Source organism: Streptomyces sp. NPDC104367, from assembly GCF_055583825.1.
Genome location: NZ_JBVJND010000007.1, coordinates 336502 through 359167 on the forward strand (window position 1 = coordinate 336502; position 22666 = coordinate 359167).

Annotated in this window: 18 protein-coding genes, 1 pseudogene and 1 riboswitch; of the genes and pseudogenes, 7 read left to right on the plus strand and 12 right to left on the minus strand. The window is 73.3% G+C overall.

What is annotated here, in order from left to right; translation table 11 throughout:
- Nucleotides 1-91: 91 nt before the first annotated feature.
- The 3 genes and pseudogenes from egtA to ACZ619_RS13690 all read left to right on the plus strand — a co-directional run bounded on the left by egtA (nucleotide 92) and on the right by ACZ619_RS13690 (nucleotide 2075).
- Nucleotides 92-1387, plus strand: coding sequence for an ergothioneine biosynthesis glutamate--cysteine ligase EgtA (gene egtA / locus ACZ619_RS13680; protein WP_469598149.1), 1296 nt, complete (start codon nucleotides 92-94; stop codon nucleotides 1385-1387).
- A 227-nt stretch (nucleotides 1388-1614) separates the two neighbouring features.
- A pseudogene (locus tag ACZ619_RS13685) lies at nucleotides 1615-1692 on the plus strand (hypothetical protein); the annotation flags it as partial.
- A 101-nt stretch (nucleotides 1693-1793) separates the two neighbouring features.
- Complete coding sequence (locus tag ACZ619_RS13690; RefSeq protein ID WP_469598151.1) at nucleotides 1794-2075, plus strand: zinc-binding dehydrogenase; 282 nt, start codon at nucleotides 1794-1796, stop codon at nucleotides 2073-2075.
- Here ACZ619_RS13690 and ACZ619_RS13695 read toward each other — a convergent pair.
- From ACZ619_RS13695 to ACZ619_RS13725, 7 genes are all read right to left on the minus strand, one after another.
- A complete protein-coding gene (locus ACZ619_RS13695) occupies nucleotides 2012-3472 on the minus strand; it encodes an NtaA/DmoA family FMN-dependent monooxygenase (RefSeq protein ID WP_469598154.1) in 1461 nt (486 codons plus the stop codon). The genes ACZ619_RS13690 and ACZ619_RS13695 overlap by 64 nt on opposite strands.
- Complete coding sequence (locus ACZ619_RS13700; RefSeq protein ID WP_469598156.1) at nucleotides 3469-4569, minus strand: LLM class flavin-dependent oxidoreductase; 1101 nt, start codon at nucleotides 4567-4569, stop codon at nucleotides 3469-3471. The genes ACZ619_RS13695 and ACZ619_RS13700 overlap by 4 nt, the downstream gene beginning before the upstream one ends.
- A 289-nt stretch (nucleotides 4570-4858) precedes the next feature.
- Nucleotides 4859-6079, minus strand: coding sequence for a dipeptidase (locus tag ACZ619_RS13705; protein ID WP_469598159.1), 1221 nt, complete (start codon nucleotides 6077-6079; stop codon nucleotides 4859-4861).
- On the minus strand, nucleotides 6076-7737 hold the full coding sequence (locus ACZ619_RS13710; RefSeq protein ID WP_469598162.1) for a dipeptide ABC transporter ATP-binding protein: 1662 nt from the start codon (nucleotides 7735-7737) through the stop codon (nucleotides 6076-6078). Before ACZ619_RS13710 ends, ACZ619_RS13705 begins: the two co-directional genes overlap by 4 nt.
- Nucleotides 7730-8680, minus strand: coding sequence for an ABC transporter permease (locus ACZ619_RS13715; RefSeq protein WP_469598165.1), 951 nt, complete (start codon nucleotides 8678-8680; stop codon nucleotides 7730-7732). The genes ACZ619_RS13710 and ACZ619_RS13715 overlap by 8 nt, the downstream gene beginning before the upstream one ends.
- Nucleotides 8681-8682: 2 nt before the next feature.
- Nucleotides 8683-9765 carry an ABC transporter permease gene (locus tag ACZ619_RS13720; protein WP_469598168.1) on the minus strand — a complete coding sequence of 361 codons (1083 nt, stop codon included), beginning with the start codon at nucleotides 9763-9765 and terminating at the stop codon, nucleotides 8683-8685.
- On the minus strand, nucleotides 9762-11411 hold the full coding sequence (locus tag ACZ619_RS13725) for an ABC transporter substrate-binding protein (protein WP_469598171.1): 1650 nt from the start codon (nucleotides 11409-11411) through the stop codon (nucleotides 9762-9764). The genes ACZ619_RS13720 and ACZ619_RS13725 overlap by 4 nt, the downstream gene beginning before the upstream one ends.
- Nucleotides 11412-11670: 259 nt before the next feature.
- A riboswitch (SAM riboswitch) is annotated at nucleotides 11671-11780 on the minus strand.
- A 398-nt stretch (nucleotides 11781-12178) separates the two neighbouring features.
- On the opposite strand from ACZ619_RS13725, the gene ACZ619_RS13730 reads away from it, so the two are divergent.
- Both ACZ619_RS13730 and ACZ619_RS13735 read left to right on the plus strand, forming a co-directional pair.
- Nucleotides 12179-13207: an isopenicillin N synthase family dioxygenase gene (locus tag ACZ619_RS13730; RefSeq protein WP_469598174.1), complete on the plus strand. Its 1029-nt coding sequence runs from the start codon at nucleotides 12179-12181 to the stop codon at nucleotides 13205-13207.
- Complete coding sequence (locus ACZ619_RS13735) at nucleotides 13204-14508, plus strand: O-acetylhomoserine aminocarboxypropyltransferase/cysteine synthase family protein (protein WP_469598177.1); 1305 nt, start codon at nucleotides 13204-13206, stop codon at nucleotides 14506-14508. Before ACZ619_RS13730 ends, ACZ619_RS13735 begins: the two co-directional genes overlap by 4 nt.
- A gap of 128 nt (nucleotides 14509-14636) precedes the next feature.
- Here ACZ619_RS13735 and ACZ619_RS13740 read toward each other — a convergent pair whose 3' ends face one another.
- The 4 genes from ACZ619_RS13740 to ACZ619_RS13755 form a co-directional block, all read right to left on the minus strand.
- The gene (locus ACZ619_RS13740; RefSeq protein WP_469598179.1) at nucleotides 14637-16343 is read right to left on the minus strand and encodes an MFS transporter; all 1707 of its coding nucleotides are present in this window, start codon (nucleotides 16341-16343) and stop codon (nucleotides 14637-14639) included.
- 164 nt (nucleotides 16344-16507) lie between these two features.
- The gene (locus tag ACZ619_RS13745; RefSeq protein ID WP_469598181.1) at nucleotides 16508-17056 is read right to left on the minus strand and encodes a hypothetical protein; all 549 of its coding nucleotides are present in this window, start codon (nucleotides 17054-17056) and stop codon (nucleotides 16508-16510) included.
- A 155-nt stretch (nucleotides 17057-17211) separates the two neighbouring features.
- Entirely contained in the window at nucleotides 17212-17649 is a 438-nt protein-coding gene (locus ACZ619_RS13750) for a DUF1153 domain-containing protein (protein ID WP_469598183.1), read from the minus strand.
- Nucleotides 17650-17750: 101 nt separating this feature from the next.
- On the minus strand, nucleotides 17751-18347 hold the full coding sequence (locus ACZ619_RS13755; protein ID WP_469598185.1) for a hypothetical protein: 597 nt from the start codon (nucleotides 18345-18347) through the stop codon (nucleotides 17751-17753).
- A 241-nt stretch (nucleotides 18348-18588) separates the two neighbouring features.
- On the opposite strand from ACZ619_RS13755, the gene ACZ619_RS13760 reads away from it, so the two are divergent.
- Nucleotides 18589-19998, plus strand: coding sequence for a DEAD/DEAH box helicase (locus tag ACZ619_RS13760; RefSeq protein WP_469598188.1), 1410 nt, complete (start codon nucleotides 18589-18591; stop codon nucleotides 19996-19998).
- Between the two features lie 291 nt (nucleotides 19999-20289).
- On the opposite strand, the gene ACZ619_RS13765 is transcribed toward ACZ619_RS13760, so the two are convergent.
- Entirely contained in the window at nucleotides 20290-20745 is a 456-nt protein-coding gene (locus ACZ619_RS13765) for a DUF5707 domain-containing protein (RefSeq protein ID WP_469598190.1), read from the minus strand.
- Nucleotides 20746-21041: 296 nt separating this feature from the next.
- On the opposite strand from ACZ619_RS13765, the gene ACZ619_RS13770 reads away from it, so the two are divergent.
- Nucleotides 21042-22661, plus strand: coding sequence for an alpha/beta hydrolase (locus ACZ619_RS13770; protein WP_469598192.1), 1620 nt, complete (start codon nucleotides 21042-21044; stop codon nucleotides 22659-22661).
- The last annotated feature ends 5 nt before the right edge of the window (nucleotides 22662-22666 follow it).

The window sequence follows — 22666 nt, forward strand, 5'->3', positions numbered from 1 at the left end:
GCGGGACGGCGGACGCTTGCAGCAGGCTCGGCGGTAACACGAGGCGGACGTCGCGACCCCGGCGTCCCCGAGGCGTTCAGGAGGCTCCCGGATGTCGGTTCCACCGGAGTGCGGCGTTGACGGTGCTGCCGTCACCGAACATCAGGCAGAGGCACTGGTCGAGGGGATCTGTTTCAAGACGGGACCGCCGCGCAGCGTCGGCGTCGAGGTGGAGTGGCTGGTCCACCGGGAGGGTGCGCCCCACGACCCCGTGGACCGGGCCGAACTGGCGGCCGCCCACGCCGAACTGCGCACCCTGCCGCTGCTGTCGGGGCTGAGCGCGGAGCCCGGCGGGCAGGTGGAGCTGAGCTCCCGGCCGGCCCCGTCGCTGAGCCGGTGCGTCTTCGAGGTCGCCGCCGACCTCGACACCGTGCGCACCGCGCTGCGCACGCGGGGCCTGACCCTGGCCGGCCTGGGCGTGGACCCCTGGAACCCGCCCCGCCGGTTCCTGCGGGAACCCCGCTACGACGCCATGGAGGCCTGCCTCGACCGCACGGGTCCGGCGGGGCGGGCCCTGATGAGCACCTCGGCCTCCGTCCAGGTGTGCCTCGACGCCGGACGGGAGGAACCCGGCGTCATGGGATTCGCCGGCCGCTGGTGGCTGGCCCACCACCTGGGCGCGGTCCTGGTGGCGGCGTTCGCCAACTCGCCCATGGCCGAGGGCCGGCCCACGGGCTGGCGGTCGACGCGGCAGCTGATGTGGACGGAGCTGGACCCGGGGCGCTCCGGCGGCCCGCCTCCGTTCCGCGATCCGCGCCGCGCCTGGGTCCGGCGGGTCCTCGACGCACCGGTCATGTGCATACGTCGGGAAGGCGGCCCCTGGGAGGTGCCGGACGGGACGACCTTCCGCCAGTGGACCCGCTCGCGCGGCACGCGCCCGCCGACCCGCGCCGACCTCGACTACCACATCGGCACCCTGTTCCCGCCCGTCAGGCCGCGCGGCCACCTGGAACTGCGCATGATCGACGCGCAGCCCGGCGACGACGGATGGATCGTGCCGCTCGCGGTGGTCACGGCCCTCTTCGACGACCCGGGCGCCGCCACCCTCGCGCACCGGGCGGTGCGCCCCCTGGCCGAGCGGGCCGCCGGGGCCCCGGCGCCGCACAATCCGCTGTGGCGCGACGCGGCGCGCCACGGGCTCGCCGACCCCGAGCTGCGACACGCTGCGGTGACCTGCTTCGACGCGGCACTGGACGCCCTGCCCCGGCTGGGGGCCGGCACCCGGGTCGTCGACGCCGTCGCCGCCCACGCCGACCGCTACGTCCGGCGCGGCCGCTGCCCCGCGGACGACGTGCTCGACCGCCATCGCGACCGCGAGGCGTCCGCACACCGCCGGGCCGGGCGCTGACCGGAGCGGACCGCGCCGCGGGCGGCGCCGGACGGAATGACCGGGCACCCGGGGGCTGTTGCGCGAGAGGAGCGCCCGAGCGGCAGGACGACCGAGGTGCCCGGCCGGTGTGCCGGCGAACGAACGGACAAGGACCCCACGTGCGCGCATACGGATTCAGGTCGAACGGCGGACCGGAGGTCCTGGAGGAGATCCGGGTGCCCACCCCGCGGCCGGGCCCCGGGCAGGTGCTGATCGAGGTCGCGTACGCCGGCGTCAACTTCGCCGAAGTACAGCACCGCCGGGGCGAGTTCGACGAACCGGGCGGCCCCGGCGGCTACCACGTGCCCGGTCTGGAGGTCTCCGGCACGGTGGTCGCGGCCCGGTACGGGCCGCCGGCCTGGAGGCGCTGGCGCCCCTCGGCCGGGTGGTCGCCTACGGGGACCTCGGACGGCACGCCGACTGGACGGCGGACGTCCGGGACCTGTGGAAGAACAGCAGGACCGTCGCCGGGTACAACAGCCGGTCACCCGCCACGATCGGCGGGCACCTGGCCAGGGCGCTGTCCGCGCTCGCCTCCGGAGCCCTGGCCCACGTCCCGCCCGCCGTCGTCCCGGCGTCGGACGTCGTCGAGGTCCACCGGCGTCACGAGGCCGGGCGGACCCGGGGCAAGACCGTGCTGGCGCTCTCGGCCCCCGCCGCCGACTGAGCCGACAACCGGGCGCCGGCCGCCGGGCGGTGGGTGAGCGGCGCGCGCAGGCCGAGGTGCTCGCGCAGCGTGGTGCCGCTGTACGCGGTGCGGTAGACACCGCGTTCCTGAAGTTCGGGGACGAGCAGGTCGACGATGTCGTCCAGGCCGTCGGGGATCAGGTAGGGCGTGACGTTGAAGCCGTCGATCGCGCCGTGCCGCACGAAGCGGGCGAACTTGTCGGCCAGCCCGGAGGGGGTGCCGACGTGCCCGCGCTGCGGCCCGAGCGCGATCACGGCCTCGCGCAGCGACCAGCCGTGCGCCTCCGCCTTCGCCCGCCACTCGGCCACCACCGTGCGCGGGTCGCCGACCCGCCGGGCCCCGAAGGAGCCGTCGTTCTCGGCGACGACCGGGTCCTCCGCGGGCAGCGGTCCGTCGGCGTCGCGGTCCGACAGGTCGATGCCCCACAGCAGTCCGGCGATGCCCAGCGCCGTGGCCGGGGTGACCTGCTGAAGCCGGATCCAGCGCTTCTTCTCCTGGGCCTCCTCCTCGGTGGCGCCGATGATGATCTCGGTGCCGGGCAGGATCCGCAGGTCGTCCTCGGGCCGTCCGGCCGCCCGCAGCCGGCGCCGGATGTCCTCGGCGAAGGCCAGCGCGTCGTCGAAGTCGTTGCCGTGCGCGGAGAAGATGACGTCGGCGTTGCGGGCGGCGAAGTCGCGCCCCTCGCCGGAGTCACCGGCCTGGAAGATCACCGGGTGGCCCTGGGCGCTGCGCGGCAGGGTGGGGGCGAGATCGACGTCGAACTGCGGCCCCCGATGGCTCACCCGGCGCACGGCCCCGGGCACCGACCAGGCGGGCGCGTCCGCGGCGGTGGCGACGGCACCGTCCGCCCAGCCGTCCCACAGCGCGCGGGCCACGGTGAGGAACTCCTCCGCGCGCCGGTAGCGGTCGGCGTGGTCCAGGTAGCCGCCGCGCCGGAAGTTGGCGCCGGTCCAGGCGTTGTCGGTGGTCACCACGTTCCACCCGGCGCGGCCCTCGGAGAGCAGGTCGAGGCCGGAGAGCCGGCGGGCGAGATCGGCGGGCTCGTTGAAGGTGGAGTTGGAGGTGGAGACCAGGCCGATCCGGCGGGTGACGGCGGCGAGCGCGGCGAGCTGGGTGATGGCGTCGGGCCGTCCGGCCACGTCGAGGTCGTGGATCCTGCCGTCGACCTCGCGCAGCCGGAGCCCCTCACCGAGGAAGAACGCGTCGAACAGGCCCCGTTCGGCGGTCTGGGCGACCCGCCGGAAGGAGGCGGGGTCGATCTGCGAGCCGCTGTCGGGGGCGGACCAGACGGTCCAGTGGTTGACGCCCTGGAAGAACACGCCGAGGTGCAGCCGGGCGTCCGGCCGGGGGACGTCGAGGGGGTCGGTGCGGGTCATCGGGCTTCCTCCGGGACGGCCGCGGCCGCGAAACGGTTGGCGGGGCGCTCCAGACCCAGGGTCGAGCGCAGTGACGTACCGGGCAGCGGGCGGGCGGTGAGCCGGCGCCCGGACAGGGCGGGCAGGACGAGCCGGGAGAGGACGGGCAGGTCCTCGTCCAGGACCAGCGGATGCAGCCGGACCCCGTCGACGTGCCGGCTCAACTCGGTGAGCAGCGCGACCAGTCCGTCCGCGGAGCCGATGTGCCGCAGCCGCCCGCGGTCGGTCCACGGCGCGTGCCGCTCCAGGTCGGCGACGCGCTCGGCGCCGGTCGACTCCGGGGTGTCCAGCGCCACCTCGACCTCGGCGAGGACACGGGGCGTCCCGGCGCCGGCCGCCGCCGCGGCGACCGCCGCCGGATCGCGGCCCCCGACCAGGGCGACGTCCAGCCCCGCGGCGGCCACCCGGTCCGGCCGGCCCAGGACGACGAGGTGCCCCTGCGGCGGACGCGGCACGATCGCCGGGCCCTTGACGGCGTACGTCTCCCCGGTGAAGTCGATGTAGTGGAGCCGGTCGCGGTCGAGGTAGCGGCTGGTGGCGACCGACCTGATGACCGCGTCGTCCTCCCACGAGTCCCACAGGGCGCGGGCCACCTGCACACCGTCCCCGGACTCCCGGGCCCGCGCGTCCGCGTCGTCGACCGGGGGGCGTCCCCAGACCCGGGCCGCCTCGGGACGGTCCTCCTCGGCCACCACCCACCCGGCGCGTCCGGCGGAGATGTGGTCCAGGGACGCCAACTGGCTGGAGACATGGAAGGGTTCGGCGTAGGTGACCGGGACGACGGGCGCGATCCCGATGGTGCTCGTGGACGCCGCGGCGAACGCCGCCCGCTCCACCGCGCCGATACGGCCGACGGCATCCGGCGCGGCCCCGGGCGGCAGCACGCCGTCGTCCAGGGTGATCAGGGTGAACCCGGCGTTCTCGGCCACGGCGGCGACCCCGGCCAGCCTGCGCGGGGTGAGCAGCCGGTCGGGCGAGTGGGCGGCGCGGCGCCAGGCCGCGGGATGGGCGCCGTCGCCGTCGATCTCGACGGCGAGGTGCAGGGCGGGAGCGGACAAGGGACGTTCCTTCCACGGCAGGAGGGACCGGGCTGGAGCGGCCCGGCCGGTGTCAGAGGCCTGCGGAAGGACAGACGGCGGAGCAGGTGCGGCAGTAGTCGACATGCCGCCGGGCGAACAGCCGCACGCCGGAGCACACACCCTGCGGTGCCGCGCCGGATACGCGCATCAAGGGCCTCCACCCGTCAGAAACCGATCGGTTCACCGTACGTCGCCCGCCCCCGAGGCCGTCAAGGACCTGCGACGCGGCCCACACCCGCCGGAACGCCCGCGGACGCGGACCGGACGGTCAGCGCAGCGGGGCCGTGGGCCACAGCGGTTCGTCGGCCCGCTCCTCGGCGGCCCGCAGCACACGCAGCACGTTCCGGCCGGTGAGGGCCTCCAGCTCGGGCCGGGACCAGCCCCGGTCGGCGAGTTCGCGCAGCAGGACCGGGTAGCCGGAGACGTCGGCGAGACCGGTCGGCTGGTGGTCCACCCCGTCGTAGTCGCCGCCGAGACCGATGTGCCCGACGCCGGCCACCGCGCGGGCGTGCTCCACGTGGTCGGCGACCTGGGCGACCGTCACCTCCGGGCGCGGATGGGCGTCGAGCCAGCCGCGCAGCCGGTCGTCGGGCTCCTGGACGAAGCCCTTCGCGACCTCTTCGGCGACCCGCGCCGGATCCTCGCCGGGGCGTGGCGCGCGCGGCCAGGCCCAGGACACCTCGGGCAGCCCGAGACGCGCCCGTTCCTCCTGGAGCGCCCGGCTCCAGGCGGCGACGTCGGCGGAGACGAAGTACGGCACGAAGGTCAGCTGGATCACGCCCCCGTTGCCGGGGAGCAGTTCCAGCACCTCGTCGCTCACGTTGCGGGGATGGTCGTTGAGGGCGCGTGCCGAGGAGTGGCTGAACAGGACCGGGGCGGTGGACACGGCCAGGGCCGCGCGTTGGGTGGACTCGGCGACGTGCGAGAGGTCCACGAGGACGCCGGCGCGGTTGAGGTCGGCGACGATCGCGCGGCCGGTGTCGTCGAGCCCGCCGGCCGCCGGCTCGTCGGTGGCCGAGTCGGCCCAGGAGGTGTTGTCGTTGTGGGTCAGGGTCACGTACCGCACGCCGAGCCGGGCGTAGGAGCGCAGTACCCCGGACGACTCGGCGAGGCTGTGCCCGCCCTCGACCCCGAGCAGCGAGGCGATCCGGCCCTCGGCGAACGCCCGCTCGACGTCGGCCGCCGTGTACGCGATCCGCAGGGCGTCGGGGTAGCGGGCGGCGAGCCGGTAGACGGCGTCGATCTGCTCCAGCGTGGCCACCACCGCCTCGGGCTCGGGCAGCCTGGAGGACACGTACACCGACCAGAACTGCGCGCCGACGCCTCCGGCGCGCAGCCGGGGCAGATCGGTGTGCAGGCGGGGCAGACCGTCGCCGAAGCCCTCGACGCTGGAGCCGGCCAGCGCGCGCAGCGCCACCGGCAGGTCGTTGTGGCCGTCGAACACCGGTGTGCTGCGCAGTACTTCGTCGATCAGTGGACCTTCGCTCATGAGCGGGCCACTCCTTCCTCCACGGGGCGTTGCCGCCGTCCGGCCTGCCGGACCGGGTCGGGCACCGGCAGGGCGGCGACGAGCCGGCGCGTGTAGTCGTCCCGCGGGTCGCCCAGCACCTGGGCGGTGGCGCCCTCCTCGGCGATCCTTCCCCGGTGCAGCACGACGACCCGGTCGGCGACCTGTTCGACCACGGCCAGGTCATGGCTGACGAACAGCGCCGCGAAGCCCAGCTCCCGCTGGAGCTCGGTGAACAGGCCGAGCACCTTGGCCTGTACGGACACGTCCAGGGCCGAGGTCGGCTCGTCGGCGACGAGCAGCCTGGGCCGCAGCGCGAGCGCCCGGGCGAGGCCGGCCCGCTGGCGCTGGCCGCCGCTGAGTTCGTGCGGGTAGCGGTCCGCGTGCGAGCGGGGCAGGTGCACGGCCTCCAGCAGGCACTGCACCTGCTCCCTGATCTCCTTCGCGCCCAGCTCGCGCCGGTGCACGACGAGCGGTTCCGCGAGGCTCTCGCCGACGGTCAGCAGGGGGTCGAAACCGGTGGCGGGGTCCTGGAAGACGTAACCGATCCGCCCGCCCGGCCTCCGTCCCCGCGCCCACGGTTCGCCGAACACCTCAAGGCGGCCGCCCGTGACCGGGGTCAGCCCGGCGACGGCCCGCCCGATGGTGGTCTTGCCGCTGCCGCTCTCGCCCACCAGCCCGAGCACCTCGCCCGGCCCGATCTCGAAACTCACCCCGTCCACCGCCCGGAACCCCTTGCCGCGCAGCCGCCCCGGGTAGTCGACGACCAGTCCGCAGGCCCGCACGACGGGCCGCCCGGCGTCCGCCGGGGCCGGCCGGGGCTCCCGCCGGACGGTGCCGAAGTCCGGTACGGCGGCAAGGAGTTCACGGGTGTACGGGTGCAAGGGCGCCGCGAAGAGAGCGCGCACCGGCGCCTGTTCCACCACCCGGCCCGCGCGCATGACCGCCACCCGGTCGGCGAGGTCGGCGACGACACCCATGTTGTGGGTGATGAGCAGCACGGAGGTGCCGAAGTCGGTGCGGCAGCGGTGGAGCAGTTCCAGGATCTCCGCCTGCACCGTCACGTCGAGGGCGGTGGTGGGCTCGTCGGCGACGATGAGACGGGTGCCCAGGGCGAGGGCCATGGCGATGACCGCCCGCTGCTTCTGACCGCCGGACAGCTGGTGCGGATAGTGGTCGACGCGGGTGGCGGGGTCGGGGATGCCGACCTTGTCGAGCCATTCCACGGCGATCGCCCGCCGTGCGGCCCTGCCGCCGCCGTGACCGTGCGCCCGCAGGCCCTCGGCGAGCTGCCAGCCGATGGTGAAGACCGGGTTCAGCGCGGTGGCGGGCTCCTGGAACACCATCGCCGCGTGCGTTCCGCGCAGCGCGCGCAGCCGGGCCGCCGACGCCGTGAGCACGTCCTCGTCGGGCGCGGAGGTGCCGTCGCCGAGCAGCACGCGGCCGCGGACGCTCGCGGTGGCGGGCAGCAGACCCAGCACCGACCGCGCGGTGACGGTCTTGCCGCTGCCGCTCTCGCCGACCAGGGCCAGCACCTCACCCGGCGCGACGGACAGGCTGATCCCGTCGACGGCGGTCACCGGGCCGGTGTCGGTGGCGAACCCTACGTGCAGGTCCTCGATGCGCAGCAGGTCAGTCATGGCTCCCGGCTCCGTCCGTGGTGGGCAGGGCGGGGACGGCCGCACGCCGCCGCAGCCGCGGGTCGGCCAGATCGGTGAGGCTCTCGCCGAGCAGCGTGGTCCCCAGCACCGTGAGCACGATGCCCAGGCCCGGCGGGATCGCGGTCCACCAGATGCCCGAAGTGACGTCGGCGACCGCGCGGTTGAGGTCGTAGCCCCACTCGGCCGCGGAGTTGGGTTCGATGCCGAAGCCCAGGAAGCCGAGGCCGGCGAGGGTCAGGATGGCCTCCGACGCGTTGATCGTGAAGATCAGCGGGAGCGTGCGCACCGAGTTGCGGAGCACGTGCCGGGTCATGATCCGCCACGGCCCGGTGCCGATCACGCGGGCCGCGTCGACGAACGGCTCGGCCTTCACCCGGATCACCTCGGCCCGCACGACCCGGAAGTACTGCGGCACGAAGGACACGGCGACCGAGCAGGCGGCCGCGCCGAGACCGCCCACGAGGCTGGAACGGCCACCGCTGATCACGATCGACATGACGATGGCGAGCAGCAGCGGCGGAAACGCGTACAGCGCGTCCGCCAGCCCCACCAGCAACCGGTCCGTCCTGCCGCCGAGATAGCCGGAGACCAGCCCGAGCAGGGTGCCCGGCACCACCGACAGCAGCAACGCCGCGAGGATGATCAGCAGCGCCGTCCGGGCGCCCCACACCGTCCGGGACAGGACGTCGTAGCCCGAGACGGTCGTGCCCAGCGGGTGCGCGCCGCTCGGTGGCTGCTGCGAGCCGAACAGGCCGCTCACGTCACGCAGTTGCGCGTATCCGTGCGGGGCGGCCAGCGGTCCCAGCAGCGCCGTGAGAACGAACAGGCCCGTCAGGAGCAGACCGGTGAGCAGCATGGCCCGCTGCACTCCCGCGCCCGTCCGCAGCCGGGTCGGCAGCCGTCGTAGGAGAACCACGGCCATGGTCAGTACCTCACTCGGGGGTCGATCAGCGCGGCCACGACGTCGACGACGAAGTTCGTCACCGCCACCACGACGGCGAACAGCGCCACGATGCCCTGCACCGCCGGGAAGTCACGGGCCGTCAGATAGTGGGCGAGTTCGTAGCCGAGGCCCTTCCACTCGAAGGTGGTCTCGGTCAGGACGGCCCCGCCGAGCAGCCCGGCGACCTGCAGACCCAGCACGGTGACGACGGGGATCAGCGCGGGCCGGGTCGCGTGGTGCGTGACCAGGCGCAGCGGTGCCACGCCCCGGGAGCGGGCGGCCTCGACGTAGTCGGCGGACAGGGTGCCGATCAGGTTGGTGCGGACCAGCCGGAGCAGGACGCCGGCCACCAGCAGGCCCAGGGACAGCGCGGGGAGCACCGCGTGCCGCAGGACGTCCGCCACAGCGGTACCGTCGCCGCTGCGCAACGCGTCGATCAGGTACACGCCGGTCGTGCTGGTCCGGTCCTGGAGGAACAGCTGCACGCCGGTGCTGGCCCGGCCCGACGAGGGCAGCCAGCCCAGCCGGATCGCGAAGACCAGCTTCAGCAGCAGACCGACGAAGAAGACCGGGGTGGCGTAGGTCAGGATCGCGAACAGGCGCAGCGCCGCGTCCGGCGCCCGGTCGCGGTGGGCGGCCGCCACCATGCCCAGCGGGACGCCGACGGCGAGGGCCACCAGCAGGGCGTAGCAGGCGAGTTCGACGGTCGCGGCGCCGTAGGTGCCGAGCACCCGGGTCACCGGCTGGTTGTCGGTGACCGTGCGCCCGAAGTCACCGGTCGCCAGCGAGCGCAGGTAGTCCAGGTACTGCGTCGCCAACGGCCGGTCGTAGCCCGCCTGGTGGAGCTTGGCCTGGAGCTGGTCGGGGGTGAGGCGGTCGCCGAAGGCGGCGGTGATCGGGTCGCCGGTCAGCCGCATCAGGAAGAAGACCAGGCTGACCAGGATCAGCACCGTGGGGATGATCAGGAGGAAGCGCACCACCAGGTAGCGGGCGAGCCCGTACCCGGCGGCGCCGTCGGCCGCGGTAGCGACGGCGCCGGGGGCCGCCGGTGTCGAGGCGCTCACTTCTTCGCGAGCCCCGCCCAGCGGAACTGGTACGTCGCGTCCAGCTCGTCCGGCACGCCGCTGATGTCGGCGCGGGTGACGATGGCGGTGGAGCCCTGCAGCAGCGGCAGCAGCGGCACCTGCGTGGCGGCCCTGTCCTGCGCCCGCTTCAGCAGCTCGGCCCGCTTCGCGGCGTCCGTCTCGGTCTCCTCCTTCTTGATCAGCGCGCGTACGGCCGGGTCGTCGTAGCCGTTGGCGACCCAGCTGTTGGCCGAGTAGAAGGGGGAGAGGTAGTTGTCCGCGTCGAGGTAGTCGGCGTACCAGCCCAGCTGGTACAGCGGGTAGAGGTGCTTGATCCGGTCCTTGCCGTACTGGGTCCACTCGGTGGACTGCAGGTTCACCTTGAACAGCCCGGTGGCCTCCAGCTGGGTCTTGAGCAGCGCGTACTCGTCGGCCGAGGACGAGCCGTAGTGGTCGCTGTTGTACTGGAGGTTGAGGGTGACCGGGGTGCTCACCTTCGCCGCCTTCAGCCGGGCCGCGGCGGCGGCCGTGTCGGGCCCGCCCTTCTTGTCGCCGTAGAGCGACTTGAAGGAGGGGCCGGCGCCGGTCAGGCCGTCCGGGACGGAGCTGTACAGCGGCTGGTAGGTGTTCTTGTACACCTGCTGGGCGAGCTGGGACCGGTCGACGGAGTCCGCGACGGCCTGCCGGACGGCGAGGGCCTTCTTCTTGTCGGCGTTCTTCGTCCTGGTCCCGTAGGGCTGGGTGTCGAAGTCGAAGACGATGTAGCGGATTCCGTTGCCGGACCCGGTGTGGACCTTGATGTCCTTCTGCTCGGCGAGGTCGTCCAGGTCGGCGGTGGTGAGCGTGCGGTAGACCGCGTCGATCGTGCCCTGCTCGACGTCGAGCTTCAGATTGCTGGCGTCGGTGTAGTACTTCAGCTGCACGTTCTTGGTCCTCGGGGTGCCCAGCCGCCCCTCGTACCGCGCGTTCGCGGCGAAGGACACCAGCGAGTTCTTGTCGTAACTCCGGATGCCGTAGGGGCCGTTCCACGGCTTGGCCGTGACGATCGCCCGGTCGTCGAGGATCTTGTCGGCGGGGAACACCTGCTCGTCCACGACGTAGCCGGCCGCCGTGGACAGCACCTGCGGGAACAGCGTGTCGTTGGCCGACTCGAGGGTGAAGACGACCGTGGTCGGGTCCGGGGCGGCGACCGAGGCCAGGTTGTACAGCAGGGACGACGGGCCGTTCTCGTCGGCGATCTCCAGGTTCCGGTCGAAGCTGAACTTGACGTCAGAGGAGGTCAGTTCGTGGCCGTTGGCGAACTTCAGCCCCTTGGCCAGGGTGACCGTGTACTCCTTGGGCCCGGTCAGCTCGATACCGGTCGCCAGGTCGGGGGAGACGTCCGCGGAGCCGTTCTTCTGCGCGAGCAGGGTCGCGTAGACCTCGCTCTCGACGGTGCCGGAGCCCGCGTCCCACGCCCCGGCCGGGTCGAGGCCGGCGACCTGGTCGGTCGTACCCACGGTGATCGACGTGCCGGACGCCGCGGCGGCGCCGTCCTTGCTGCTGGTGCAGCCGGTGAGCGCCACCAGGAACGCCGTGCCGAGGGCGGTCGCGCCGAGGCCGGACCGCAGGGGTCTGCCGGGGGTGGGGCCGTTGTGCAGTGCCATCAGGTGTCTCCGCTTCCGCGTCAGGGGCGCGTGAGGCAGCCGTGGCACGGGGGAAGCGCCATGGCGTGCGGGATCGCGTGTGAAAGAGGGGGAGGGGAACTCAGCCGGACGGGCGGTGGTGGCGCCGGTCCGCGCAGGGCGGGATCAGCCCGTACAGAGACAGCTGGACACCAGCAGCAGGTCGACATGGCGCCGGGAACACGGCATGAAGGCCGTCGCCATGCCGTCCTCCCGGGTTCTGGCCCGTCCCGGGCCGCTACGAACGCACTTGCAGAAAGAGAAGATCCGCCGAGCCGTCACCTGGGGCACCCCACTGCGTCGAGGGTTGCCGTCCGGCCAGCCAGGGCTTGATCACCGGAACTCGTAGCTCACGCTCACCGTAGATCGCCCGATCTTCCGACGTCAAGACACGCCCGGAACCCGGTGACAGGGGTGAACCACGAGGCGGCCGACCTCTTCTGGGGCACACGGCGCGCCGACGGGACGGCCCCGGCCCGCCCACCGGGGCGGACGGTGGACGCATCGATCCCGGGTGTGCTTTCATCCGCCCATGGAGACCACCGGCCCGGCGCACACCGTGCTGCTCGACCCGTTCTGGGCGGGCCGCCGCGCCGACCAGTTCGACCAGGTCTGTTGCTGACCGCCGTCCGACGGCTCGCGACCTCGTCTCCCTCTTCCTGACCGTTCTCCCCGACTGCCCTCGAACAGCCCGCCGTTCAGCGCGGGTCGCGGAAGGCAGCCGTTCGCCGCCGCCGCGAAGGAACCCCATGGCCCCACCCGCAGCCCTGCCCGTCATCGACATCTCCCGCTTCCGCGCCCCGGACGCCGACCGTGCCGCCTTCCTCGCCGAACTCCGGTCCGCAGCCCACGAGGTGGGCTTCTTCTACGTCACCGGACACGGGATTCCCGCCGCCCTGCGGGACGAGGCGCTGACCGTGGCACGCGCCTTCTTCGCGCTGCCCGAGGAGCGGCGGCTGGAGATCCAGAACCTCAACTCGCCCCAGTTCCGCGGCTACACCCGCACCGGAACCGAGTACACGGCGGGCGGCGCCGACTGGCGGGAGCAGATCGACATGGGCCCGGAGCGCGCGGCGGTGCCGACCGGCCCGGACGACCCCGACTACCTGCGGCTGATCGGCCCCAACCAGTGGCCGTCCGCGCTGCCGGAGCTGAGGGACACCGTGCTGCGCTGGCAGGCGGAGGCGCTGCGGGTCAGCCGCGAGGTGCTGCGCGCCCTCGCGGCCGCGCTGGGCCAGGACGAGGGCTACTTCGACCAGTGGTTCGACGACGAGGCCGCCGTCCATGTGAAGATCGTGCACTACCCGCCGCGCACCGCGGAGGACGCCGACCAGGGGGTGGGCGCGCACAAGGACTACGGCTACCTCGCCCTGCTCCAGCAGGACGACGTCGGCGGACTCCAGGTGCAGCGCGAGGACGGCGGCTGGATCGACGCGGTACCGGTGCCCGACGCGTTCGTGTTCAACATCGGGGAGATGCTGGAGATCGCCACCCAGGGCTATCTCAAGGCCACCCGCCACCGGGTCGTCAGCCCCGCATCCGGCGTCCACCGCTACTCGATCCCCTTCTTCCTCGGCCCGCGCCTCGACGCGGTCGTCAAGCCGCTGCACCTCCCGCCCGAGCTGGCCGCGCTGAGCCGGGGCGTCACCGACGACCCCGACAACCCGCTGCTCGCCGCCTTCGGCGAGAACGCGGTCGTCGGCTGGCTCCGCTCGCATCCGGGAGTCGCCGAACGCTGGTGGTCCGACGTCCTGGCCAGGCGGGAGGAGGTCCGATGAGCACCCTCGACCGGGGCTTCGAGACACTCCAGGTGCACGCCGGAGCGGTCCCCGACCCGGCCACCGGCGCGCGGGCCGTGCCCGTCCACTCCACCGCCGGCTACGTCTTCCGCGACACCGCGCACGCCGCCGAGGCCTTCGAACTCGCCGACCTCACCACCCACGCCTACACCCGGCTGTCGAACCCGACCACCGCGGTGGCCGAGGAACGCATCGCGGCCCTGGAGGGCGGTTCGGCGGCGGTCGCCGTGGCCAGCGGCCAGGCCGCGACCAGCCTCGCCCTGCTCAACCTGGCCCGCGCGGGCGACCACATCGTCGCCTCCCCGTCCCTGTACGGCGGCACCCGCACCCTGCTGGAGCACACGTTCGCCGACTTCGGCATCGACGTCACCTTCGTCGACGACCCGGACGACCTGGGCGCCTGGTACACCTCCGTCCGGCCCCGTACGAAGGCCTTCTTCGGCGAGACCCTCGGCAACCCGCGCGGCAACGTCCTCGACACCGAGGCGGTCTCCCGCGTCGCCCACGAGGCCGGCGTCCCGCTCGTCGTCGACAACACCGTGCTCACCCCCTACCTGCTGCGGCCCCTCGACCACGGCGCCGACATCGTCGTGCACTCCACCACCAAGTTCCTGTCCGGGCACGGCACCGCCATCGGCGGCGTCGTCGTGGACGGCGGGCGTTTCGACTTCGGCGCCGACCCCGGCCGCTGGCCCGGACTGACCGGACCGGACCCGACGTACAACGGGCTGTCCTTCTGGGACTCCTTCGCCGACAGCGGCCTCGCCTACGCGCTGCGGCTGCGCACCCGGCTGGTGCGGGACCTGGGCCCGGCCGTCTCCCCGTTCAACAGCTTCCTGCTGCTCCAGGGACTGGAGACGCTCAGCCTGCGCATCGAACGCCAGGTCGCGAACGCCCAGGCCGTCGCCGCCTGGCTGGAGGAGCGGCCGGAGGTCACACGGGTGCACTACGCCACCCTCCCCTCCAGCCCCTGGCAGACCCAGGCCAAGCGCTACCTCCCGCGCGGTGCCGGAGCGGTCCTCGCCTTCGAACTCGCGGGCGGCCTGGAGGCGGGCCGGCGTTTCGTCGAAGGGCTCCGGCTGTTCAGCCACCTCGCGAACATCGGCGACGTCCGCAGCCTCGTCATCCACCCCGCCTCCACCACCCACGCCCAGCTCACCCCGCAGCAGCAGTCCGCGGCCGGCGTCACCCCCGGCCTGGTACGCCTGTCGGTCGGCATCGAGGGCGCCCACGACCTGATCACCGACCTGGAGAGGGGACTCGCGGCGGCCTCCGCGTGACCACCGGGCAATCCCCGCCGCCCGCCGTACGTCCTGCCGCCGGGCCGTGAGGAACTCCTGCGGACCGGCGCCGCGCCGCGTACCCGGCCGCCACCGCCCACGGGCGGCCGGCCGGGTACGCGGCGCGGTCACACCTCGGCGGCGGCGAGGGCGGCCAGCTCGCGGTCGACGGCCGCTTCGTGCGCCTCGGCGTCCTGGCGTGCCCGCCTCGGGCTCCAGCGCCCCGCCATCACGAAGACGAAGGGCAGGAAGAGCGCCTGGCCGCCGACGCAGATCCACCACCAGCTGCGCCACTCCCCGGGGCCGTCCTTCGTCGCCTTCTGCACCTCGGCGCCGTGCTCCCGCAACACCTTCAGCTGCGGCGCCGCCTTCTGTACGACGGCGAGGTCCGCCGCGCCGACCTCGCGGACGGCACGGGCGCTGAGCTCGGGCGGCACACTGCCCGGGGCGTACTTGTCCAGCTCGGCGAAGAGCGCCTGGTGCGCGTCGACGACGGCCAGCGCGGGCGCCGCCTGCGCCGAGGCGGCCTTGACCTCGGCGCCGTGCTCCACGAGCGGGGTCACGGAGGTGACCAGCACCGGGATGAAGGCGGCCGAGACGGCGACCACGATGCGCACCGTCCAGCCCCACACCGCCAGGCCCGCGGCGGTCGCCGCCGGGTTGTGCCTCTCCACCGTCTCGGTGAAGCTCGCCATCCAGGGCGCGTAGGCGATGCCGCTGAACACACCGATGCCGACGAACAGCCAGGCGAAGGTGTAGTAGCCGGTCGTCAGATGGGTGGCGCGGGTGGCGAACACCGCGGTCGCCACGATGGAACCGACCGCGCCGACGATCATGAAGGGCTTGCGCACCTTCAGCCGGTCCGAGAGCAGGCCGACCAGGACCAGGCTGATGGCGTTGGCCGCCCAGTACCAGTTGGCCAGCGCGTTGGTGCGCTGCTCGCTGTAGCCGAAGGTGGTCGCGAAGTAGACGACGAAGTTGCCGACCGCCGCGTAGTACAGCAGCAGGAACACGGCGATGGTGAAGGCCGAGCCCAGCACGTCCAGCCGCATCATCTGCCGCCACTCGCCGCGGCGCACCGCCTCGGTGTCCAGCCCCTTGGCACGCGCCTCGACCAGCGCCCGGTCCCGCAGCGACACCATGATCTGGTCGCGCAGCCCCGGGGACAGCTCGCGCAGCGCGAAGAGGGCCACGGCGAACACGAGGAACCCGGAGACCGCCGAGTAGCGCAGTTCGTCCTGCCAGCTCGCGCTGTCCAGCGTGTTGCTGGTGACGGTGGTGACCACCAGGGAGCCGATGACCGGACCCATCGTCCAGTACCCCATCGCGGTGGCCCGGCCCAGCTGCGGGGAGAAGTCCCTGATCAGCGCGGGGGTGGCGACCAGCACGATGCCCTCGATAAAGCTGACCAGCGCGAACAGCACCAGGTACGTGGTCTTGTCCGCCGCGTTCGGCAGCCCGAAGAAGACCAGCAGCGCGGCGATCAGCAGCCCGTGGACCACCAGGTTCGCCCGGCCCCAGCGGTCCGCCAGACCGGCCACGAGCGAGGCGAACGCCCCGACCGCGTTGCCGATCACCGAGACCCAGATGAAGTAGCGGTACGTCATGCCGAAGTGCGTGATGATCGACGTCGCCACCGCGTACTGGATGTACAGCATGTAGTACAGGACGACGGTGGTGACGACCACGATCGCGAGATACGTCATGCGGCGACCGGTGGGCGGGTAGTCCGCGAGTTCACGGCGGAACAGCCGGCCCAGCGGGGTGCGGACGGCACGGGCGGGCACGTCGGGCGCGGGGCTGTCCGCGTCGGACGGCGTCGTGGTGGCGGGCATACGGCTCCTCCCAGGGATGCCCGGAAACCGGGTGCTCGCGTCGGTGCGACGACGATGCGCGGGGCCCGGCTCCGAGAGCGTGGGGCCAGAGGCTAGTACCGACTAGTCGGTATGCCTAGGGGTCTGCACTAGGTCATCCGCCGCGCCCCGTCGGGCGGCTCCCGTCACCCGGTGCCGTCGCTCTCGCAGCCGATCCCCAGGCAGATTCCGCCGTTGCCGCCCTTGCCGCCGGTCCTGCCGGTGCCGTTGCCCACCGCGGTCCCGCCCGCTCCGCCGGTTCCCCCGTTGGCGCTGCCGCCGCAGACCCCGGCGCAGATCCCGCCGTTCCCGCCTGCGCCGCCTTCGTGTCCAGGTGCGCCGGCCGTGCCCGTACCGCCGTTGGCGCTGCCGCTGCACAGCCCGGCACAGATGCCGCCCTGGGTGCCGGCGGTCCCGTTGACCGTGCCGTCGCAGTTGCCCGCGCAGATCCGGTTGCCGACGCGCACACTGCCGTCGACGCTGCTGATGGTGCCGAGCCGGCCGATGCCGAACTGCCCGCCGCCGCCCGGCCGGGCGCCGCCGCCGGGCAGTTGCCGGGCGGCCGCCGACGCCGCGAGGCTCTGCGGTGCCGGTGCCGCCGTCGCGGCCGGAGCCAGCGCGCCGACGGTCATTCCCGCGGCCAGGGCCGCCGAGGCCGTGAGACCGAGACGAGCCTTCCAGGAACGCACACGCATGACATTGCCTCTTTCCGATGAGCGATTGCTGATTGCTGACTTACGGTTACTGATTTCCGCTTTCCGATTTCTGGGGGGCTTCGGAGTCGCGGGATTTCCGAAAGGGGCGTCCCGGCGCGAGCCGGGCCGGGACGCCCGGTGAGGTCCCTCGTTCCTCAGGAACCGAAGAGGGAATTCAGGTCCAGCAGGGCGGCCCAGTCGCCGTCGCGGAACTGCTTGTCCCAGGTGTCGAACTCCTTCTCGGAGATCTTGTACTTCTTGACGACGTCGGCCTTCTTCGCCTGTCCGGACTCCACGGTCAGCACGATGCGGATCTTGTCCATGCCGGTGAGATCCGACTTGGACTTGTCGGGCAGATCGCCGAACCTGAAGCAGCCGAGGTGACCGGGTTCGCCGGGCCGGCCGGGCGCGCCGCCCTTGCCGCCCTCCCCGCCCTTCCCTCCCTGGCCGCAGTGGGAAGGGGTGGCCGGGGCCGTCCGGCTGGTTTCCGGGGCGATGCCCGGGGCCGCCTGGGCGGCGTACGCGGTGCCGGTGGCGAGGGCCACCGATGCCACCGCCAGGGCGAGCGGACGATGCCAGCGGGTTCTGGACATGGGGGTTCTCCGTTTTCCTTGACCGGGATGACCGGGATGGTGGTGCGGGGAGGGCGGGGGCGGAGGCCGCGCGGCCTCCGCCCCCCACCCGGACGAGACGGTCAGAAGATGCTGCCGCCGCCGGCGCCACCGGCACCGCCCAGGCCGCCGAAGAGCCCGCCGAGACCGCCCGCGCCGCCCTTCCCGCCGTTGCCGCCCTGGAAGACGCCGAAGCCTCCGTTGCCGCCCTTGCCTCCGTTGCCGCCCAGGAGGATGCCGCTGCCGCCGGAGCCGCCGGAGCCCGCGCTGCCACCGAACAGGCCGGTGCCTCCGTTGCCGCCCGCCCCGCCGTTTCCGCCGACGACACCGTCGCCGCCACCGCCGCCCCCGCCACCACCGCCGCCTGCCAGGATGCCGGCGCCTCCGTCGCCGCCCTTGCCTCCGTTGCCGCCGACGCCCAGGACGCTGCCGCCGCCGGCACCGCCGGAGCCACCGCCGCCGCCGATGAGGCCGCCGCCTCCCGCGCCTCCGTCACCGCCGGCGCCACCGCCCTGGACGAGGCTCACGACATGAGAGGCGGGCATCGGGGCCGCCAGCGCGCTGGACGCCGGAAGGACGAAGCCCCCGGTGAGCACCGCGGCCGAGGCGGCGAGAGTCGCGAGGCGGAAGCCCCGGCGCTTGGCACGGACATTGCTGCTGGTGCGAAAAATGCGAGTCATGATTTCTCTCCTGCTTTTACCGGTCGTGCTTTTACTGGTTGGCTCTGCCTCGTTTGTTCTCCGGAATTCGTTTCCGGTGAGGCCGTGCTTCAAGTAGGCCCCATGGGCATCGCACGGTCACGTTCCGAGGGGTCGTGACTTGACCTGGAGAGATGAATCGGGTAGGACGCGCAAGCAGGCGCGGCCCTGTGCTAGCGTCGAGCTTTTGCAGCGCCGCTGCGTGGGTGGAGGAAGGCCTTCTGTGAGCGAGTCAGCACGTGCCGATGCCCGGCAGCAGGACGAGGCGTCTGCGGCGTCCGAGACGTCCGGGGCGGCTTCCTTCGCCCGGCTGGGGCTGCCCGCCGAGATCCTGCGGGTGCTCGCCGAGCAGGGCGTGACCGTGCCCTTCCCCATCCAGGCGGCGACGCTGCCGAACGCGCTCGCGGGACAGGACGTGCTCGGCCGGGGCCGCACCGGATCCGGCAAGACGCTCGCCTTCGGCCTGGCGATGCTCGCCCGGACGGCCGGGCGGCGCGCACAGCCCAAGGAGCCGCTGGCGCTCGTACTGGTGCCCACCAGGGAGCTGGCGCAGCAGGTCGGCGAGGTGCTCACGCCGTACGCCGAAGCGCTGCGGCTGCGGCTCGCGACCGTGGTGGGCGGGGTCTCCATCGGACGGCAGGCCGCCGCGCTGCGGGACGGCGCCGAGATCGTCGTCGCCACGCCGGGACGGCTGGACGACCTCGTCGGCCGCAAGGACTGCCGGCTGGGGCGGGTGCGCGTCACGGTCCTGGACGAGGCCGACCAGATGTGTGACATGGGGTTCCTGCCGCAGGTCACCGAGCTCCTGGACCAGGTCCGTCCGGACGGGCAGCGCATGCTGTTCTCCGCCACCCTCGACCGCGACGTCGACCGGCTGGTGCGGGACTACCTGCGCGACCCCGCCGTCCACTCCGTGGACCCCTCGTCCGGCGCGGCCTCCGGGATCGAGCACCACGTCCTCGTCGTACACGGCCCCGACCGGTACGCGGTGACGACGGAGATCGCCGCCCGGGACGGCCGCGTCCTGCTGTTCCTGGACACCAAGCACGGCGTGGACCAGCTCACGCGGCATCTGCGGGCCAGCGGTGTCGCCGCGGCCGCCCTGCACAGCGGAAAGGCCCAGCCGCAGCGCACCCGGACCCTGGCCCAGTTCAAGGACGGCCAGGTCACCGCCCTGGTGGCGACGAACGTCGCCGCGCGCGGCCTGCACGTCGACGACCTCGACCTCGTGGTCAACGTCGACCCGGCCACCGATCCCAAGGACTACCTGCACCGCGCGGGCCGCACGGCCCGGGCCGGCCGCTCCGGCACCGTGGTGACGCTCGTCCTGTCGGGACAGCGCCGTGAGACGACCCAGGTCATGGCGGACGCCGAGGTCACGCCCAAGGTCACCAAGGTGCGGTCCGGCGAGGCGGAGCTGAGCCGGATCACCGGCGCCAGGGCCCCCTCCGGACAACCTCTCGACGGCGGGCCCGCCGCCCCCCGCCCCAAGAACCACAACACCCCGTTCCGCGGCCTCGGCAGCACCAAGGACGCGAAGAGCGGGTCCGCCGGCAGGCCGTCCCGCAAGACGGCCGAGGCCCGCAAACTGGCGGAGGCGCGCCAGGCGGCCCGGGTTCGACGCAGCGGCTGAGCCCCGCTTGCCGGTCGGCCGGGCGGGCGGTGCCGGACACCCGGCCCTCGGCCCTCGGCCACCCTCACCCCGGCCGAGCCGTCCGCCACCCGCGTGGCCCCCGCCGTCCGGCCCCGACCGCCTTGGCCACACGGCCTTGGCCACACGGCCTTGGCCAGACCGCCTGGGGCAGATCACCTGGGGCAGACCACCTGGGCCTGAGCGCTTGCCCCCCAGCCGTCAGGACCGTTGTCCGCCCGTCGATGCGGGCGGCGCGCCGCGTGAGCCGGACCGTCCAGGTCCCGTCACGCATCAGCCGATCGTGAAGGTGGACGTCTTCCTCGCGAACACGGTCTCGCCGTCGGCCGTGGTGGCGAGGGTGGCGACGTACCAGGTGCCCTTCTCGGAGTCGGCGGCGTCGGCGGCCGTCACGGTGGTCCGGTAGGTGCAGCGGGCGGTGTCGTCACCGGCGGGCTCGCACGTCGCCGACTCCACCTCGGCCATGTCCTTCGCGGTCAGCGGGTGCTTCGCGAAGGAGGACCCGGAGGCCGGCCAGGCCAGCACCTTCAGGCTCCTGAGGCCGGCGGACGCGGTGACATCGGTGGTGAAGGTGAACGAGCCGTCCCGGTTCCCGTCCGGCGCCGTGTAACGGGCGGTGCTGTTCTTCAGGGCGGGCGGCTGGTCCCCCGCGTGGGCGAGCGCGAAGGCTCCGGCACCGCCGAGGAGGACGACGGCGGCGGCCGAGGACAGCAGGACGCGTCGGGACATGGCAGGTCTCCTGGTCAACGAGTGTCAGATGTTCCCGCGGCACTCCTCTGCGCCGCTGCATCCGATGCTGTCAGCCGGGGTTGACCGTGAGTTGAGTACAAGTACTCAACCGCGCATAGGCAGTTGACGTGCGCAGGTCCGGCCTCGGGCCTGGGGTGCCGTCCCCCGGGCGAGCTACACCAGGTGTCCACCCGAGGGTGAAGCGTCGCCCCGACGCGCTCCGGTTGACTCACTGACCGTCAGCAAGAAGGCCGGGGCCGCCCGTTCGGCCGGCCCAGCGCAGGGAGGACCACACCATGAGGAAGACGCCCGGTTCGCGGAGGTCCGGTATCCCCGGAGGCCGCCGGCTCGCCGTGGCACTGGCCGTCTCGACGCTCGCCGGCGCGGGACTGACGGCATGCGAGGAGGACGGCGGTCAGGAGGCGTCGGCGAAGGGAGGCGCGCACACGCGGACGGAGGCGGCCGCACGGGACGCGGCCGTCGCCAGGATCGTCTGGGGCAGGTGTCCGCAGCCCGCGAAGGGAACGACCCACGACCCGCGCCTGAGCTGCGGCACCCTGAAGGTCCCGCTGGACTACAGCGCCCCGGACGGCAGGAAGATCGAGGTGGCGGTGTCACGGCTGGCCGCGGCCGGGACCGGCAAGCGGCACGGCGTGCTGCTGCTCAACCCCGGCGGACCGGCCCTCGGCGGTCTCGACACGCCCACGACCATGGCGGCCGCGCTCCCCGAGTCGGTCCGGGACGGCTACGACCTGATCGGCTTCGACCCGCGCGGCGTCGAGCACAGCACCCCGCAGAGCTGCGGTCTCGACAACCCCGGCGTGGCCGCGCTCTTCCCCTACCCGGCCGCCGACGGCTCGATCACCGAGAACGTGGCCCTCGCCAAGGCCGACGCGGCCAAGTGCGCCACGACGGCCGGCGACCAGCTGAAGTACTTCACCACCGCCAACACGGCCCGCGACATGGACCGCATCCGCCAGGCGCTCGGCGTACGCAAGATCTCCTACTGGGGCCAGTCCTACGGCACCTACCTCGGCGCCGTGTACCGCTCCCTGTTCACCGGCCACACCGACCGGATGATCCTGGAGGGCAACGTCGACCCGGCCAAGGTGTGGGCCGACGAGGTGGCGGACACCTGGGGCAGGGCCATGGCGGACCGGTTCCCCGACGCGGCCCGCGTCGCCGCAGCCCAGGACGGCACCCTCGGACTGGGCGACACCGTGGAGAAGGTGACCCGGACCTACCTCGACCTCGCCGACCGCCTCGACCGCGAGCCCGCCGCCGTGACCGGCACCCCGCTCTCGCTGGACGGGGCGACGCTGCGCAACGTCACGTACGGCATGCTCCTGCACAACGAGACCATTCCCGCGCTGGTCGCCTTCTGGAAGGCCGCCGCCGACCTGGCCGACGGCCACACCACCGAGGCCGACGCCAAGGTGTTCCAGCAGGTCTTCGCCGACACCCCGGCCACCCCGGGCGTCCCGGCCGACAACCAGGCGAGCATGTTCCTGGCGCTCACCTGCGGTGACGCCGAATGGTCGCACGACATCGACGGCTACGCCGCCCGCACCGCCGCAGACCGCGAGGCCTGGCCCCTCACCGCGGGCATGCCGGCCAATGTCTGGACCTGCGCCTACTGGAAGAAGCCGGTCGAGAAGCCCGTCACGGTGACCGACAAGGGCGCCCGCAACACCCTCATCCTCCAGAACCGCCGCGACAACGCCACCTCGTGGGAGAGCGGCGAGGGCCTGCACAGGACCCTCGGCCACAGCTCCGTCTTCGTCGGTGTCGACAACGGCGGTCACTACGTCTACGGCGAGGGCTCCGCGTGCGCCGACAAGGCCACCGTCGAGTTCCTCAGCACCGGCCGGCTGCCCGCCGACGACCTCCTGTGCACCGACGTGAAGCGGAACTGACACCT